This window comes from Streptomyces sp. NPDC059874 (assembly GCF_042731135.1).
In the GTDB taxonomy this organism is placed as follows: Bacteria; Actinomycetota; Actinomycetes; order Streptomycetales; family Streptomycetaceae; genus Streptomyces.
In genome coordinates this window covers 1-13,702 of sequence record NZ_JBHWJY010000086.1, presented here as the reverse complement: position 1 = coordinate 13,702, position 13,702 = coordinate 1, and the positions used below count along the sequence as shown (strand labels likewise).

Below are 13,702 nucleotides of genomic sequence, written 5' to 3'. Positions count from 1 at the left end.
GGTGGCTGGGGGACTACGGTGCATCCTTGCGGACACTCTCACGGTCACTCTTACTGGCATCCAACCATGCCCACTCGGACGGGCGCTCATTACCCATGGGTTACCCCGGTGGGACAGGAACAACTCTGTCACGCCCACCCCTGGCCAGAACCCTCGCCAGGCACTCCACGACCTCGGGCTGGTAGTCGCGCCCGGTGCCCAGGCGCAGGTGCTCCAGGGCGGCCAGTGAGCCGGCCGGGTGACGGCTCCCGCCCACCAGGTCGTCGTACGCGTTCACCGCGCGCACGATGCGAGCGGCGACGGGCTGGTCACGGTAAGGGTCCGCCTGCCGCTCCACCACCACGGCGACCTCGGCGGGCACCCCGGTCTGCCGGGCGACCTCCCCGCCCAGCGCGGCGATGCGGCGGGCCTCGGCGGCGGGCAGCTCGGCGGTGGCCCCGGCCGGGACCGGGTCCACGAGGGAGAGCTGCCCGATGTCGTGCATCAGGGCGGCGTACTCCAGCACCGTGAGCTCCCGCTCCGACAGGCCCAGCTCCCGGCCGACGGCGCAGCTCAGGGCGGCCACCCGGCGGGCGTGGCCGGGCGCGGTGTAGCCGGCGATCTCGGTGGCGCGGGCCAGGGAGGTGATGGTCTGGCGGTAGGTGGTGCGGATCGCGGTGATCCGGTGGAAGGACATCTGCGTCAGCAGCAGGGGCACGCTGAAGACGGGGATGGCCCACAGGCCGGCGACGGCCGCGCCGAGCGCCATCACGACGCCGGTGGCGCAGATCGCCGAGCCGATGCCGAGCTGGGCCCGGAGCTCGTCGCGCAGCAGGGGCCCGTACGGCCAGCCGGTCCGGGCCCCGGCGAGCGCGGCGGCGATCACGGCGTCGCACAGGGCGGTGAGGCCGAGGAGGCAGAGCAGGAAGAGGACGAGGTACGGGCCCTGGCCGACCCACTCACCGAGGCGGCCGGAGTTGTAGAGCGGCTGGAAACAGACGGCGGCGAAGGTGACGGCGAGGACCCGGCGGGACAGGTGGTCGAGGGCGGGGCCGCGACCGCGGGCGATGTGCGGGACGCTTCCGGCGAGTGCGGCCGCGACGACGACGGCGACGATCTGGAGCACCCCGTGGTGGGTGGGCTGCCCGGCGTTCTGGCCGAGCAGGGCGTACGCGAGGGCCCCGGCGGAGGCGAGGGGCGCGGGCCGGCGGTCGACGCCCTCGTCCTGGTGGCCCGTGTGCCGGTCCCGGCGGGCGAGCTCGCCGATGGTGATGAGGATGCCGAAGGCCAGGGCGATGCCGGGCTCGACGAGCCCGTTCCACAGGGTGTGTCCCAGTGCGGCGACGGTGAGCGCGCCGGCGGCTCCCCGGACCCCCCACACGGCCCACGTCCTCACTGGGCCCCCTTGGCCCGGGCGGCGTCCCCGGTCACCCCGACGCCGCCGGAGGGCGGCACGGCACCCTGTGCGGGGAGGGCGGCCAGGGGCCCCGGCGCGCTCGGTGCGCCCGCCGCGTCGGCGCCGCCGCCGGTACCGGCCGTGGCGCCGGTACCGCTCGGGATCACCTGGAGGTCCTCGTCGGAGGTGACCACGGGATGCCAGCCGTGCCGGCCGATGGCTTCGGTCAGGGCGTGGACCATCGCCGGGTCGAACTGGGCCCCGGCGCACCGCTCCAGCTCGGCGAGGGCGGTCGCCACCGGCCGGCCCCGGCTGTAGGAGCGGGTGGAGGTCATCGCGTCGAAGGCGTCGGCCACCGCCACCACCCGGGCCAGCACCGGGATCTGCTCGCCGGTCAGCCCGTACGGGTAGCCCGAGCCGTCGACCCGTTCGTGGTGGTGCAGGATCGCGGCCCGGGCCTCGCCGAGGAAGCCGATGCCGCGCACCATCTCGTGCCCGTACTCGGGGTGCAGTTCGATGATCCGACGCTCTTCCGGGGTGAGCGGCCCGTCTTTGCGCAGCAGCCGGGTCGGGACGCCGAGTTTGCCGACGTCGTGCAGGATCCCGGCGATGCGGACGACTTCGAGGCGGTCCTCGGCCATGCCCAGCTCGCGGGCGATCATCGCCGAGGCCTGGCCGACCCGCTCGCTGTGGCCGCGGGTGTAGCGGTCCTTGATGTCCACGGCCTGGACGAGGGCGCGGATGGTGGCCCGATGGGCGGCGCGCTCGCGGTGGTACTGGGCGAAGACCCAGCAGGAGATGTACATCGGCAGCAGCACGAGCAGTGCGGCCGGAAGCCCGTAGGGGCTGCGCCACATGACGGCCATCATCAGTCCGGCGAGGCCGTGGACGCAGTGCGGAGCGAGGGACCGGGTGAGCAGGCCGCGCCAGGCCGTCATGGCGGGCCGGCGTTCGGCGGCGGCCAGGATGCCCCCGTCGAGGGCGGTGAGCACGAGGCAGAAGGCGGTGGCCGCGGCCGCCGCGGGAAGCAGTACGTACGGGAAGTCGGCCACCCATTGAGGCGGCCCGGAGCCTCCGGCGGATCCGCCGCCCAGGGCGGCCGGGCCGCGCAGCAGCCCGTAGGTCTGCCCGGCGGCCCAGGCCGCCATCGAGTGCTGCGCGCCGTGCCAGACGCGCCGTACCCAGGCGGGCCGCTGGACCACGGTCCCCGCGAGCCCGCCGGGCAGTGCCACGAGCGCGGCGGCGGCGGGCGGGAGCAGGAAGACGGCGGCCAGCAGCACCGGGAAGAAGGCCCCGATGCCCTCGGGGACCCGGCCGGCCGGCAACGGGCAGACCTTGACGAGTTCGCAGCCGAGGTAGAGCACGGCGAGCGTGCCCAGGGCGGCCCAGGGCGTGCCCGGGTCCGTGAAGGCCGGAGCGACGCACGCGACGGCTCCGAGGACGGCGCACAGGATGTATGCCCGCGCCCCCGGCGGAAGTACCCGCATGGCGCTCTCCTCCCCCTGTGCCGTGCAAGCCAGGTACCGAATCAAACCAGTACCGAATGGGGAGAATAAGTGGGGCCCCGAGCGAGGTGGGCCACATTTTCGGATTGCGCCAAGCGGGCGCCCCCGGATTAGCACGTTCGGGTGAACGAAGTGCCCTTCCGGGGGCGGCTGTTCAAACGCCGGGGGCGGCAGTTCAAACGGCTGACCGCCGAGTCAGCCTGTGACCGGATTCTCTGCCGTGACGTCGTGGTCGGGCACGGCCTGGCCCGATCTGATCAGCTCGATCCGGCCCATCACCTTCGAGCGCAGGTCGGTCGGCACGTCGTCCGACCCGCAGCAGCGCTTGACCAGCTTCTTCACGGCCTGCTCCAGGCCGTACTTCTCCAGACAGGGGTTGCACTCGCCGAAGTGTGTCTCGAACTTCGTGCAGTCACTGTCGGGCATCTCGTGGTCGAGGAACTCATAAAGGTGGTCCAGGACCTCAGAGCAGTCCGTCTCGTGCGGCTCTCCGCAACTCATGAGCCCGAGCCTTTCCGGTCGTTCGACTCTCCCGCGCCGGCGGGCACCAGCCCGCGCTCACGGGCATAGTCCTCCAGCATTCCGCGGAGTTGACGGCGGCCACGGTGCAGTCGCGACATGACCGTACCGATGGGTGTACCCATGATGTCGGCGATCTCCTTGTACGCAAAGCCCTCTACGTCGGCAAGGTAGACCGCGATGCGGAACTCCTCCGGAATGGCCTGGAGCGCTTCCTTCACATCCGAATCGGGCAAGTGGTCGAGCGCCTGCGATTCGGCGGAACGCAAGCCGGTCGACATGTGCGACTCGGCGCGCGCGAGCTGCCAGTCCTCGATCTCCTCCGCGGCGCTGCGCTGGGGCTCGCGCTGCTTCTTGCGGTAGGAGTTGATGAACGTGTTGGTCAGAATGCGGTACAGCCAGGCCTTCAGGTTGGTGCCCTCGCGGAACTGGTGGAAGGACGCGTATGCCTTCGCGTACGTCTCCTGGACCAGGTCCTCGGCGTCGGCCGGGTTGCGCGTCATGCGCAGCGCGGCCGAGTACATCTGGTCGAGGTAGCCGAGGGCGTCCCGCTCGAAGCGCGCGTTGCGCTCCGGGGTCGTCTCCTCCGCGTGGCCTTCGTCGGTCCCAGCGACAGGACCCACCTCCTCCGACTGCGTGGCGGCTCCGAAAGCGGATCCGCTCGAATCGGAGAATAGTCGACCTTCCCGGCCCTCCGCCGCCCGAAGCGTGCTGCGCTTGGGCGCCGGCAGAACCGTCCAGTCCAGGTCAACGTCATGCGTCCGGCTCTGGCTGATGACCTGGGTCATGCGCTCCCTCTCCTCCGACGATTTCCCGTACGTACCGACATCCGGCACAACAGAAGGGCCGGGCAACACATTCCCGGGAAGGTGACGGACTTCGTGCGGGATTCAGACGGGGAGCGCCGAGAGCCATTCCGAGACGGCCTCGGTGATCACCTGGAGAACCTCGTCCTGGGTGAGGTCGGCCTTCTTCGGCACGGCGAATCCGTGGTCCGCGTACGGGACCTCCACCAGCGCGTGATCGCCCGCGGGGAATTCCTCGGGGCGCCCGAAGGGGTCCCGGCCGCCCTGGACCACGAGGGTGGGCCGTCCGGCCCCGGTGAGCTCCTCGGCGCGGGACTTCTCGGGCCGGCCCGGCGGGTGCAGCGGGAACGCCAGCGCCAGCACCCCGGCCGCGCCCAGTTCGGCGGCGGTGCGGCAGGCCACCCGGGCCCCGGCGCTGCGGCCGCCCGCGACCACCGGCAGGCCGGGCTTCGCGAGGACCGGCCACAGCCCGCGCCAGCCCTCGTCCAGCACCTTGGGCGCGGCGGCGACCTTCTTCCCGGCGACCCGCCAGGGCTGTTCCACCAGCGCCACGGTGATGCCGCGGGCGGGCAGGGCGGCCGCCAGCGCCCGCAGGTCGCGGGCTTCGATGCCGCCGCCCGCGCCGTGACCGACGGCGAGCACGAGCTTCGCCTTCGGTGCGGTGTGCCAGGTGACGCGGGCCTCGCCCGCCGGGGTGTCGACGCTCTCGGTACGGGTGCTCATGGAGCCCATCCTGCCCCGGTCAGAAGAGGGTGGCTTCTTCCGGCGCGGCCAGTTCCGTGAGCAGCTCGGGCCCGTTGTTGCGTACGTTGCTCGCGGCGGTGGACACCGGGTAGGCCCGCATCAGGCCGCCCGGCGGGGGCGCGAGGAGGTCGCGCAGTGAGCCCTCGGTGTCGGTGTTCGCGGGGTCCAGCCAGGCATCCCAGCGGTCCGCGGTGAGCATGAGGGGCATCCGCGGGTGGATGTCGGAGAGCGAGCGGGGTCCCTCGGCCGGCGCCACGGCCAGTGGCGTGGTCTCGGCTTCGGTGGTGATCACCGAGCAGGTGGCCCACCAGGCCCGGGGGTGCTGGTCGGGCAGGGTCCGGTCGCGCCAGAACTCGTATATCCCGGCCATGGCGAAGACGGAGCCGTCGGCGGGGAGGACGAAGTAGGGCTGCTTGCGGGCCCGCTTCTTCTTGCCCTCCACCTCCAGCTGCCGCTCGTCGTGGGCGGTGACCCACTCGTAGTAGCCGTCGGCGGGGACGATGCAGCGGCGCTGGGCGAAGGGGCGGCGGAAGGAGGGCTTCTCGGCGAGCGTCTCGGAGCGGGCGTTGATCATCCGGGCGGCGCCGTCCGGGTTCTGCGCCCAGGAAGGGACCAGCCCCCATTTCAGGACGCGCAGCTGGCGAACCGGACCGCGGTCGGGTGCGTCTTTCAGAGGACGGTCGAGGACCACGTGGACCTCTTTCGTCGGCGCCACGTTCCAGTCGGGGGCCAGGGTCTCCGTCGGTTCCCACCGCTCGATGCCGAAGGCCTCCACCAGTTCCTCGGGCCCACGACCAGCTGCATACCTTCCGCACATGCCTGCCACACTGCCATGTCCCAAGAACACGACCACAAGGAGTCCGCCACTTCATGGACAGCAGCACGATGGCCGGCCTGTGGGACCGGCTCACGGGTATACAGACGCCGCCCGAGCAGTGGCTGGTCATCGCGACCGGCCTGGTCGCACTGGCCGTCGTGGGGTACGGCCCGGTGTGGCGGGTGTCGCGCAACGCGGTGACCATCGCCCACGAGGGCGGGCACGGCCTGCTGGCCCTGCTGACCCGGCGCCGCCTCGACGGGATACGGCTGCACTCCGACACCAGCGGGGTGACGCTCAGCTGGGGCAAGCCGACCGGCGTCGGGATGATCCTGACGGCCGCGGCCGGGTACACGGCGCCCTCGCTGCTCGGGCTCGGCGGGGCGCTGCTGCTGTCCGCGCACCGGATCACGCTGCTGCTGTGGGTGGCGACCGCCCTGTTGGCGGCGATGCTGGTGAAGATCCGGAACGCGTACGGGGCGCTGACGGTGGTGCTGGCCGGCGGGACGTTCGTGCTGGTGTCCTGGCTGGCCTCGGCGGAGGTGCAGTCCGTCTTCGCGTACGCGGTGGTGTGGTTCCTGCTGCTGGGCGGGGTCCGGCCGGTGTTCGAGCTGGGGTCCAAGCGCCGCCGTGGTGGGGCGCCCGATTCGGACGCGGACCAGCTGGGTCGGCTCACGCACCTTCATCCGGTGGTGTGGCTGCTCTTCTTCCACGTGGTCGCGCTGTGTTCGCTGATCGGCGGCGGGCGCTGGCTTCTCGACCTCTGAGACTGTCCGGCCGTACGACGGTGATCAAGATCCGGGGGCGTACGGAGCCACTAAAGTGGGGGCCATGACCGAGACCCCCGAACACCCCACCCTCTGGCCCGCTCCGCTCGCCGAAGCGGCCGTCCACGCCACTGTCACGGTGCCGGGCTCCAAATCGGTCACCAACCGTGCCCTGGTCCTGGCCGCGCTGGCCGCCGAGCCGGGCTGGGTGCGCCGCCCGCTGCGCTCGCGCGACTCCCAGCTGATGTCGGACGCGCTGCGCGCGATGGGCGTGGGCATCGAGGAGACGGTCTCCTCCAGCTCCGCGGGCAACGGTGAGAGCGGCGAGGCCTGGCGGATCATCCCGGCGGCCCTGCACGGCCCGACGACCGTGGACGTCGGCAACGCGGGCACGGTCATGCGCTTCCTGCCGCCCGTGGCGACCCTCGCCGACGGCGACATCCGCTTCGACGGTGACCCGCGCTCCTACGAGCGTCCGCTCGGCCAGGTCATCACCGCGCTGCGCACGCTCGGCGCCCGGATCGACGACGACGGCCGGGGCGCGCTGCCCATGACCGTCCAGGGCGGCGGGGCCCTGGAGGGCGGCACGGTCGAGATCGACGCCTCCAACTCCTCGCAGTTCGTCTCGGCGCTGCTGCTCTCCGCCCCGCGCTTCAACCAGGGCGTCGAGGTGCGCCACGTGGGCGGCAACCTGCCGTCGATGCCGCACATCCGGATGACCGTGGAGATGCTGCGCGCGGCGGGCGCCCAGGTCGACACCCCCGAGGCCGGCGGCGAGAAGGACGTGTGGCGGGTCTCCCCCGGCGCACTGCTGGGCCGCGACATGGTCGTGGAGCCGGACCTGTCCAACGCCCAGCCGTTCATGGCCGCGGCCCTGATCACCGGCGGCACGGTCACCATCCCCGACTGGCCGCGCCGCACCACGCAGCCCGGCGACGAGCTGCGCCGCATCTTCACGGAGATGGGCGGCTCGTGCGAGCTGACCGACGAGGGCCTCGTCTTCACCGGCAGCGGCAAGATCCACGGCATCGACGTGGACCTGAGCGAGGTCGGCGAGCTCACCCCGGGCATCGCGGCGGTCGCCGCGCTGGCCGACTCGGAGTCGGTCCTGCGCGGGGTCGCGCACCTGCGGCTGCACGAGACGGACCGGCTGGCCGCGCTGACCAAGGAGATCAACGCGCTCGGCGGCGACGTCACCGAGACCGCGGACGGCCTGCACATCCGCCCGCGCCCGCTGCACGGCGGCGTGTTCCACACGTACGACGACCACCGGATGGCCACCGCGGGCGCGGTGATCGGCCTGGCGGTGGCGGGCGTGCAGATCGAGAACGTGGCGACGACCGCGAAGACCCTGCCGGACTTCCCCAAGATGTGGACAGAAATGCTTTCGGGAGCGGGAGCGTAGGGCCCGTCATGCGCAGGTACGGCAAGCACACCGACGAGGACGACATCCGTCAGCGGCCCAACCCCAAGGGCAACCGGCCGCGGACCAGCATCCGGCCCAAGCACGAGGACGCCTCCGAGGGCTTCGTCCTCACCGTCGACCGCGGGCGGCTGACCTGCCTGGTCGAGGACCGCACGATCACCGCCATGAAGTCCAGGGAGCTGGGCCGCAAGGCGGCGGTGGTCGGGGACCGGGTCTGGATCGTCGGTGACCTGTCCGGCAAGAAGGACACCCTCGCCCGCATCGTGCGGATCGAGGAGCGCAAGTCCGTCCTGCGCCGCACCGCGGACGACGACGACCCGTACGAGCGGGTGGTCGTCGCCAACGCCGACCAGTTGGCCATCGTCACGGCCCTGGCCGATCCGGAGCCGCGGCCCCGGATGATCGACCGCTGCCTGGTGGCGGCGTACGACGCCGGTCTGGAGCCGCTGTTGGTGCTCACCAAGTCCGACCTGACCTCGGCGGACAAGATCCTGGAGATCTACTCGACGCTGGGCGTGAACTACGTCGTCACCAACCGCGAGGAACTCGCGACGGGCGACGCCGCCGACCGGGTCCGCGAGCGCCTCGCCGGCCGGATCACCGCCTTCGTCGGGCACTCGGGCGTCGGCAAGACCACGCTGGTCAACTCGCTGGTCGCGGAGGGCCGTCAGCGCGCCACCGGTCACGTCAACGCGGTGACCGGCCGCGGCCGGCACACCACCACCTCCGCGCTCGCGCTGCCGCTGCCCGCCGGTGACGGCTGGGTCATCGACACGCCCGGCGTGCGCTCCTTCGGCCTGCACCACGTGGACCCGTCCCGCGTGATCCTGGCCTTCCCGGACCTGGTTCCGGGTACGGAGGGGTGCCCGCGCGCGTGCAGCCACGACGAGCAGGACTGCGCGCTCGACAAGTGGGTGGAGGACGGCCACGCGGACCCGGCGCGGCTGTATTCGCTGCGGCGGCTGCTGGAGACGCGGGAGCGTCGCGAGGGCGACTGATCCGCTTCTGATCGTCTCCTGAACGTCCGGTGGGGTTTGGCCCGGCCCGTGTCTGGTAAATGCATAATCGCACCAAGTGACAGGAAGTCACGTGACGCGGGGAGGCATTCGCCATGGCGTGGCTGCTGGTCGTGGTCGCCGGAATCCTGGAGACCGGTTTCGCGGTCTGCCTCAAGCTGTCCCACGGGTTCACCCGGCTGTGGCCGACGATCGCCTTCGCCTGCTTCGCACTCGGCAGCTTCGGCCTGCTCACCCTCGCGCTCAAGAAGCTGGACGTGGGGCCGGCGTACGCGGTGTGGACGGGCATCGGCGCGGCCGGGACCGCCATCTACGGCATGATCTTCCTCGGCGACCTGGTCTCCACCCTCAAGCTCGTCTCGATCACCCTGGTCATCCTCGGGGTGATCGGGCTGCAGCTCTCCGGCTCGGCGCACTGAGCAGCCTGAGCAGCTCGACCGCCCCCGGTTCCTCCCCCGGGGCAACCACGTAGGAGAGCGCGAGCCGCACCGCGAGCTCGCACCGCTGGACGTCCTCCGCGGGCATCAGCGCGGCCGCCGCCCGGTCGCGTACCGCCCGGGCCATTTGACCGGGCCCGGGCGCACGTCCCGGTGAGGGCAGGTCCGGGCCCCAGAACCCGGTCAGCAGCGCCCGTACCAGGGGGTACGACCTGGCCGCCCGCAAGGTCCACTCCGCCACCGCGGCGAGCCGCTCGCCGGTCCGCCCCGGCGTGCCCAGGGCCCGCTCCACCCCGTCGAGGTACCGTTCGCCGTCGCGCCGGATCAGGGCCCTGCCCAGGCCCCCTTTGCCGCCGAACTCGTTGTAGAGGGTCTGCCGGGACACCCCGGCCGAGGCCGCGACGTCCACCATCCGCACGTCCGGCCAGGGGCGCGCCGCGAGCGCCGCTCCCGCCGCCTCCAGCAGGGACTCCCGGGCTGCCGGCATCGTCGCCTCCCCCGTTTGGCTTCACGGCCAGAGTTGACGGGTCGACAGATCCTGTCAAGGGCGCCTCCCCGCCGCACTGTGGACGTCGTTGGTCGGGCCGCGGCAGTCTCGATACTGTTCGGGCATGCCCGAGTATGACGATGACCTGCGCCTTGCCCTCGAACTCGCCGACAAGGCGGACGCCACCACCATGGAGCGCTTCCGCGCCCTCGACCTGGTGGTCGAGACGAAGCCGGACATGACTCCGGTGAGCGAGGCCGACAAGGCCGCCGAGGAGGTCGTCCGGGCCGGCATCGAGGCCGCGCGGCCCGAGGACGCGATCCTGGGCGAGGAGTACGGGCTCAAGGGCAGCGGCCCGCGCCGCTGGGTCGTGGACCCCATCGACGGTACGAAGAACTACGTGCGCGGGGTGCCCGTCTGGGCGACCCTGATCTCCCTGATGGAAGAGGGCGCCGACGGGGTGTTCCGCCCGGTGGTCGGCGTGGTGTCCGCGCCGGCGCTGGGCCGCCGCTGGTGGGCCTCGAAGGGCGGCGGCGCCTACGCGGGCGGCGCGCTCGGCGAGACCGCCGCGCTCACGAAGATCGGCGTGTCGAAGGTGGCCGGGCTCGGCGACGCCTCGTTCGCGTACTCCTCGCTGAGCGGTTGGGAGGAGCAGGGCCGGCTCGCCGGCTTCCTGGACCTGACCCGGGCGTGCTGGCGTACGCGCGGCTACGGCGACTTCTGGCCGTACATGATGGTCGCGGAGGGCTCGCTGGACCTGTGCGCCGAGCCGGAGTTGAACCTGTGGGACATGGCCGCCATCGCGGTGGTGGTCGAGGAGGCCGGCGGCCGCTTCACCAGCCTGGACGGGGTGGACGGCGTGCACGGCGGGAACGCGGCGGCGTCGAACGGACTGCTCCACGAGGAGATGCTGGGCCTGTTGCGCCCGCGCCCCTGACGCTCCCGATACCGAGCGCGCCCCCTTGATGGCCCCGCGTACCCGTGGGAATCTGAGGATCCCCCCGCTTGTGCTTTTGTGAATCTCTTCTCAAGTCTCGGGTCGAGTTCCCAGGGCACCCCCCAAGGCGGTGGGATTCTCCTCAGGAGGTGGCTCTCTTCATGCTCGTCCGTGACGCCATGAGCACCGTGATCCTCACCCTCGGACCCGCCCACACCCTCCGACAGGCGGCCTGCCTGATGTCCGGCCGGCGCGTCGGCGCGGCCGTCGTCCTCGACCCCGACCACAGCGGAATCGGCATCCTGACCGAGCGCGACATCCTCAACTCGATCGGCGCGGGCCACGATCCCGACCGGGAGACCGTGGGCGCGCACACCACCAACAACGTGGTGTTCTGCACTCCGGAAGCCACCTTGCAGGAGGCCGCCGAGGCAATGGCCCACGGCGGCTTCCGGCATCTGATCGTCCTGGAGCACGGCGGCCCGGTGGGCATCGTGTCCGTACGTGACGTCATCCGGTGCTGGACGCCGGCGCGGCGCACGGTTTCCGCCTAGCGCGACGACGCCGGGCCGGAACCCTCCGAAGGGGGGTTCCGGCCCGGCGCCTTGCCACGACAAGCGATCCCGTCAGCCGCGGAGGGCCTGGACCGCGGCTTCGAGCCGCTTGCCGAAGTCACCGTCCGCCTGGCGGAAGTTGTCGATCGCGCGCTCGACGATGTCGTCCCGCGAGACCTTGGCGATGAAGCCGGACAGGTTCTCGATCAGACGGGCCTTCTCGTCCTGCGAGTACAGGCGGTACAGGTTGCCCGCCTGGACGAAGTCGTCGTCCTCGCCGTGGACGGCGGCGGCGTGGTTGCCCGTGCCACCGGTCGCGCCGATGGGCTGCCACAGCGGGCGGTCCGTCTGGTGCGGGCCGCCGAAGCTGTTCGGCTCGTAGTTCTTCGCGCCCTTGTGGCGGCCGTCGTACAGGTGGCCGTCGCGGGAGTTGGTGCGCGCCTCGGTGGCGTGCGGACGGTTCACCGGCAGGTGGTCGGCGTTGATGCCGACGCGGTAGCGGTGGGCGTCGCCGTAACCGAAGAGACGGCCCTGGAGCATCTTGTCGGGGGACGGACCGATACCGGGGACGAAGTGCGCCGGGGAGAAGATCGACTGCTCGACCTCGGCGAAGACGTTCTCCGGGTTGCGGTTGAGCTCCAGCTTGCCGATCTCGATCGGCGGGTAGTCCTCGTGCGGCCACACCTTGGTGAGGTCGAACGGGTTGAAGCGGTAGGTCGCCGCGTCGGCCGCGGGCATGATCTGGACCTGCACGGTCCAGGTCGGGAAGTCGCCGCGCTCGATGGACTCGCGCAGGTCGCGCTGGTGGGAGTCCGGGTCCTCGCCGGCGAGCCGGTTGGCCTCGGCCTGGGTGAGGTTCTTGATGCCCTGGTCGGTCTTGAAGTGGTACTTGACCCAGAAGACCTCGCCGGCCTCGTTGTTCCACTGGAACGTGTGCGAGCCGTAGCCGTTCATGTGGCGGTAGGACGCCGGGATGCCGCGGTCACCGAACAGCCAGGTCACCTGATGGGTGGACTCGGGCGACAGACCCCAGAAGTCCCAGACGTTGTCCGCCTCCTGCGAGCCCGTGTACGGGTCGCGCTTCTGGGTGTGGATGAAGTCGGGGAACTTGATGGCGTCCTTGATGAAGAACACCGGGGTGTTGTTGCCGACGAGGTCGTAGTTGCCCTCTTCGGTGTAGAACTTCAGCGCCCAGCCGCGGGGGTCGCGCACCGCGTCGGCGGAGCCGAGGTTGCCGGCGACGGTGGAGAAGCGCAGGAAGGTCTCGGTCTGCTTGCCGACCTCCGAGAGGAACTTCGCGCGGGTCCACTGCGAGACGTCGCGGGTCAGCGTGAAGGTGCCGTACGCGCCGGCGCCGCGGGCGTGCACCACGCGCTCCGGGATGCGCTCGCGGTTGAAGTGCGCGAGCTTCTCCAGCAGGAGCTGGTCCTGGACCAGTACCGGGCCGCCGACTCCGGCGGTCTCGCTGTTCTGGTTGTCGGCGACCGGAGCCCCGGCCTCCGTGGTGAGCGGTCCCTGCGTCACGTGCGCCTCCTGCGTCATTCCCGATTCCCGCAAGCCCTGCCCTTGGCCTTCTTCGTACTCGATCCTATGTTTGACATTGTCTAAGTCAAGCAAGGATCCAAGTCCGCAACGGTTCGGGAGTTACACGGAATCCCCTCGCTGTTAGGCTGGCTTCCATGAGTGACCTGCTGGAACGACTTCGCGGACGCGGCTGGCGCATGACGGCGCAGCGGCGTGTCGTGGCCGAGGTGCTCGATGGTGACCACGTGCACCTGACGGCCGACGAGGTGCACGCGCGCGCCGTGTCCAAACTGCCCGAGATCTCCCGCGCGACCGTGTACAACACCCTCGGCGAGCTGGTCTCCCTCGGCGAAGTCCTGGAAGTCTCCACGGACCGCCGCGCCAAGCGGTACGACCCGAACGCCCACCGGCCGCACCAGCACCTGGTCTGCGCCCAGTGCGGCGCGATCCGCGACGTCCACCCGGCAGGCAACCCCCTCTCCGACCTTCCCGAAACGGAGCGCTTCGGCTTCGTCGTGTCGGCGGTCGAGGTGACGTACCGCGGCATCTGCCCGAACTGCGCCGGCGCCTGACGCACGAAGGGGAGGGGCGGGAGCCGACGCTCCCGCCCCTCCCCTTTTCGCTGCGCCTTTTTCGCTGCGCCATTTCGACCGGAAACGACTGAAGGGCCCGGAACAAAGGGTACCGGGCGGGAGTAGTAAATATCGGGGGCCGGATTTTTAACAACGACCCCTGGGGTTTTTTGCCCCCCAGCAAACCAGGAGGTCCACCCCCGTGAAGTAAAAAAA

General features: G+C 71.3%; 15 protein-coding genes. 7 read left to right on the top strand and 8 right to left on the bottom strand.

Going from position 1 to position 13,702, the window contains the following annotated elements:
* Positions 1–100: 100 nt before the first annotated feature.
* The 6 genes from ACFV9H_RS34050 to ACFV9H_RS34025 form a co-directional block, all read right to left on the bottom strand.
* Entirely contained in the window at positions 101–1,375 is a 1,275-nt protein-coding gene (locus tag ACFV9H_RS34050) for an HD-GYP domain-containing protein (protein WP_385406079.1), read from the bottom strand.
* Complete coding sequence (locus ACFV9H_RS34045) at positions 1,372–2,862, bottom strand: HD-GYP domain-containing protein (protein WP_385406076.1); 1,491 nt, start codon at positions 2,860–2,862, stop codon at positions 1,372–1,374. The genes ACFV9H_RS34050 and ACFV9H_RS34045 overlap by 4 nt, the downstream gene beginning before the upstream one ends.
* Before the next feature lie 213 nt (positions 2,863–3,075).
* Positions 3,076–3,381, bottom strand: coding sequence for a mycothiol system anti-sigma-R factor (gene rsrA, locus ACFV9H_RS34040; protein WP_385406073.1), 306 nt, complete (start codon positions 3,379–3,381; stop codon positions 3,076–3,078).
* Complete coding sequence (locus ACFV9H_RS34035) at positions 3,378–4,022, bottom strand: sigma-70 family RNA polymerase sigma factor (RefSeq protein WP_030709911.1); 645 nt, start codon at positions 4,020–4,022, stop codon at positions 3,378–3,380. The genes rsrA and ACFV9H_RS34035 overlap by 4 nt, the downstream gene beginning before the upstream one ends.
* 267 nt (positions 4,023–4,289) lie before the next feature.
* Positions 4,290–4,928 (bottom strand): alpha/beta family hydrolase, encoded by a 639-nt coding sequence (locus ACFV9H_RS34030; protein WP_385406070.1) that lies wholly within the window; start codon positions 4,926–4,928, stop codon positions 4,290–4,292.
* 19 nt (positions 4,929–4,947) lie between these two features.
* Complete coding sequence (locus ACFV9H_RS34025) at positions 4,948–5,766, bottom strand: SOS response-associated peptidase (RefSeq protein WP_385406068.1); 819 nt, start codon at positions 5,764–5,766, stop codon at positions 4,948–4,950.
* Positions 5,767–5,819: 53 nt separating this feature from the next.
* On the opposite strand from ACFV9H_RS34025, the gene ACFV9H_RS34020 reads away from it, so the two are divergent.
* The 4 genes from ACFV9H_RS34020 to ACFV9H_RS34005 all read left to right on the top strand — a co-directional run bounded on the left by ACFV9H_RS34020 (position 5,820) and on the right by ACFV9H_RS34005 (position 9,394).
* Complete coding sequence (locus tag ACFV9H_RS34020; RefSeq protein ID WP_385406065.1) at positions 5,820–6,533, top strand: M50 family metallopeptidase; 714 nt, start codon at positions 5,820–5,822, stop codon at positions 6,531–6,533.
* A 64-nt stretch (positions 6,534–6,597) separates the two neighbouring features.
* Positions 6,598–7,938, top strand: coding sequence for a 3-phosphoshikimate 1-carboxyvinyltransferase (gene aroA / locus ACFV9H_RS34015; RefSeq protein WP_385406062.1), 1,341 nt, complete (start codon positions 6,598–6,600; stop codon positions 7,936–7,938).
* An 8-nt stretch (positions 7,939–7,946) separates the two neighbouring features.
* Positions 7,947–8,957 (top strand): ribosome small subunit-dependent GTPase A, encoded by a 1,011-nt coding sequence (gene rsgA / locus ACFV9H_RS34010; RefSeq protein ID WP_385406059.1) that lies wholly within the window; start codon positions 7,947–7,949, stop codon positions 8,955–8,957.
* A 113-nt stretch (positions 8,958–9,070) separates the two neighbouring features.
* Positions 9,071–9,394, top strand: coding sequence for a DMT family transporter (locus ACFV9H_RS34005; protein WP_385406056.1), 324 nt, complete (start codon positions 9,071–9,073; stop codon positions 9,392–9,394).
* Here ACFV9H_RS34005 and ACFV9H_RS34000 read toward each other — a convergent pair.
* The gene (locus ACFV9H_RS34000; protein WP_385406054.1) at positions 9,348–9,899 is read right to left on the bottom strand and encodes a TetR/AcrR family transcriptional regulator; all 552 of its coding nucleotides are present in this window, start codon (positions 9,897–9,899) and stop codon (positions 9,348–9,350) included. The two genes, ACFV9H_RS34005 and ACFV9H_RS34000, sit on opposite strands and share 47 nt — an antisense overlap.
* A gap of 124 nt (positions 9,900–10,023) precedes the next feature.
* Here ACFV9H_RS34000 and hisN point away from each other — a divergent pair, with 124 nt between their 5' ends.
* Both hisN and ACFV9H_RS33990 read left to right on the top strand, forming a co-directional pair.
* Positions 10,024–10,836: a histidinol-phosphatase gene (gene hisN / locus ACFV9H_RS33995; RefSeq protein ID WP_385406051.1), complete on the top strand. Its 813-nt coding sequence runs from the start codon at positions 10,024–10,026 to the stop codon at positions 10,834–10,836.
* A gap of 161 nt (positions 10,837–10,997) precedes the next feature.
* The gene (locus ACFV9H_RS33990) at positions 10,998–11,390 is read left to right on the top strand and encodes a cyclic nucleotide-binding/CBS domain-containing protein (RefSeq protein ID WP_385406048.1); all 393 of its coding nucleotides are present in this window, start codon (positions 10,998–11,000) and stop codon (positions 11,388–11,390) included.
* A gap of 72 nt (positions 11,391–11,462) precedes the next feature.
* Here the strand turns inward: ACFV9H_RS33990 and ACFV9H_RS33985 are convergent, their stop codons facing one another.
* Positions 11,463–12,932, bottom strand: coding sequence for a catalase (locus ACFV9H_RS33985; protein WP_385406046.1), 1,470 nt, complete (start codon positions 12,930–12,932; stop codon positions 11,463–11,465).
* Positions 12,933–13,069: 137 nt separating this feature from the next.
* Between ACFV9H_RS33985 and ACFV9H_RS33980 the strand changes: the two genes are divergently transcribed.
* Positions 13,070–13,486 carry a Fur family transcriptional regulator gene (locus ACFV9H_RS33980; protein WP_385406043.1) on the top strand — a complete coding sequence of 139 codons (417 nt, stop codon included), beginning with the start codon at positions 13,070–13,072 and terminating at the stop codon, positions 13,484–13,486.
* Positions 13,487–13,702: the final 216 nt, after the last annotated feature.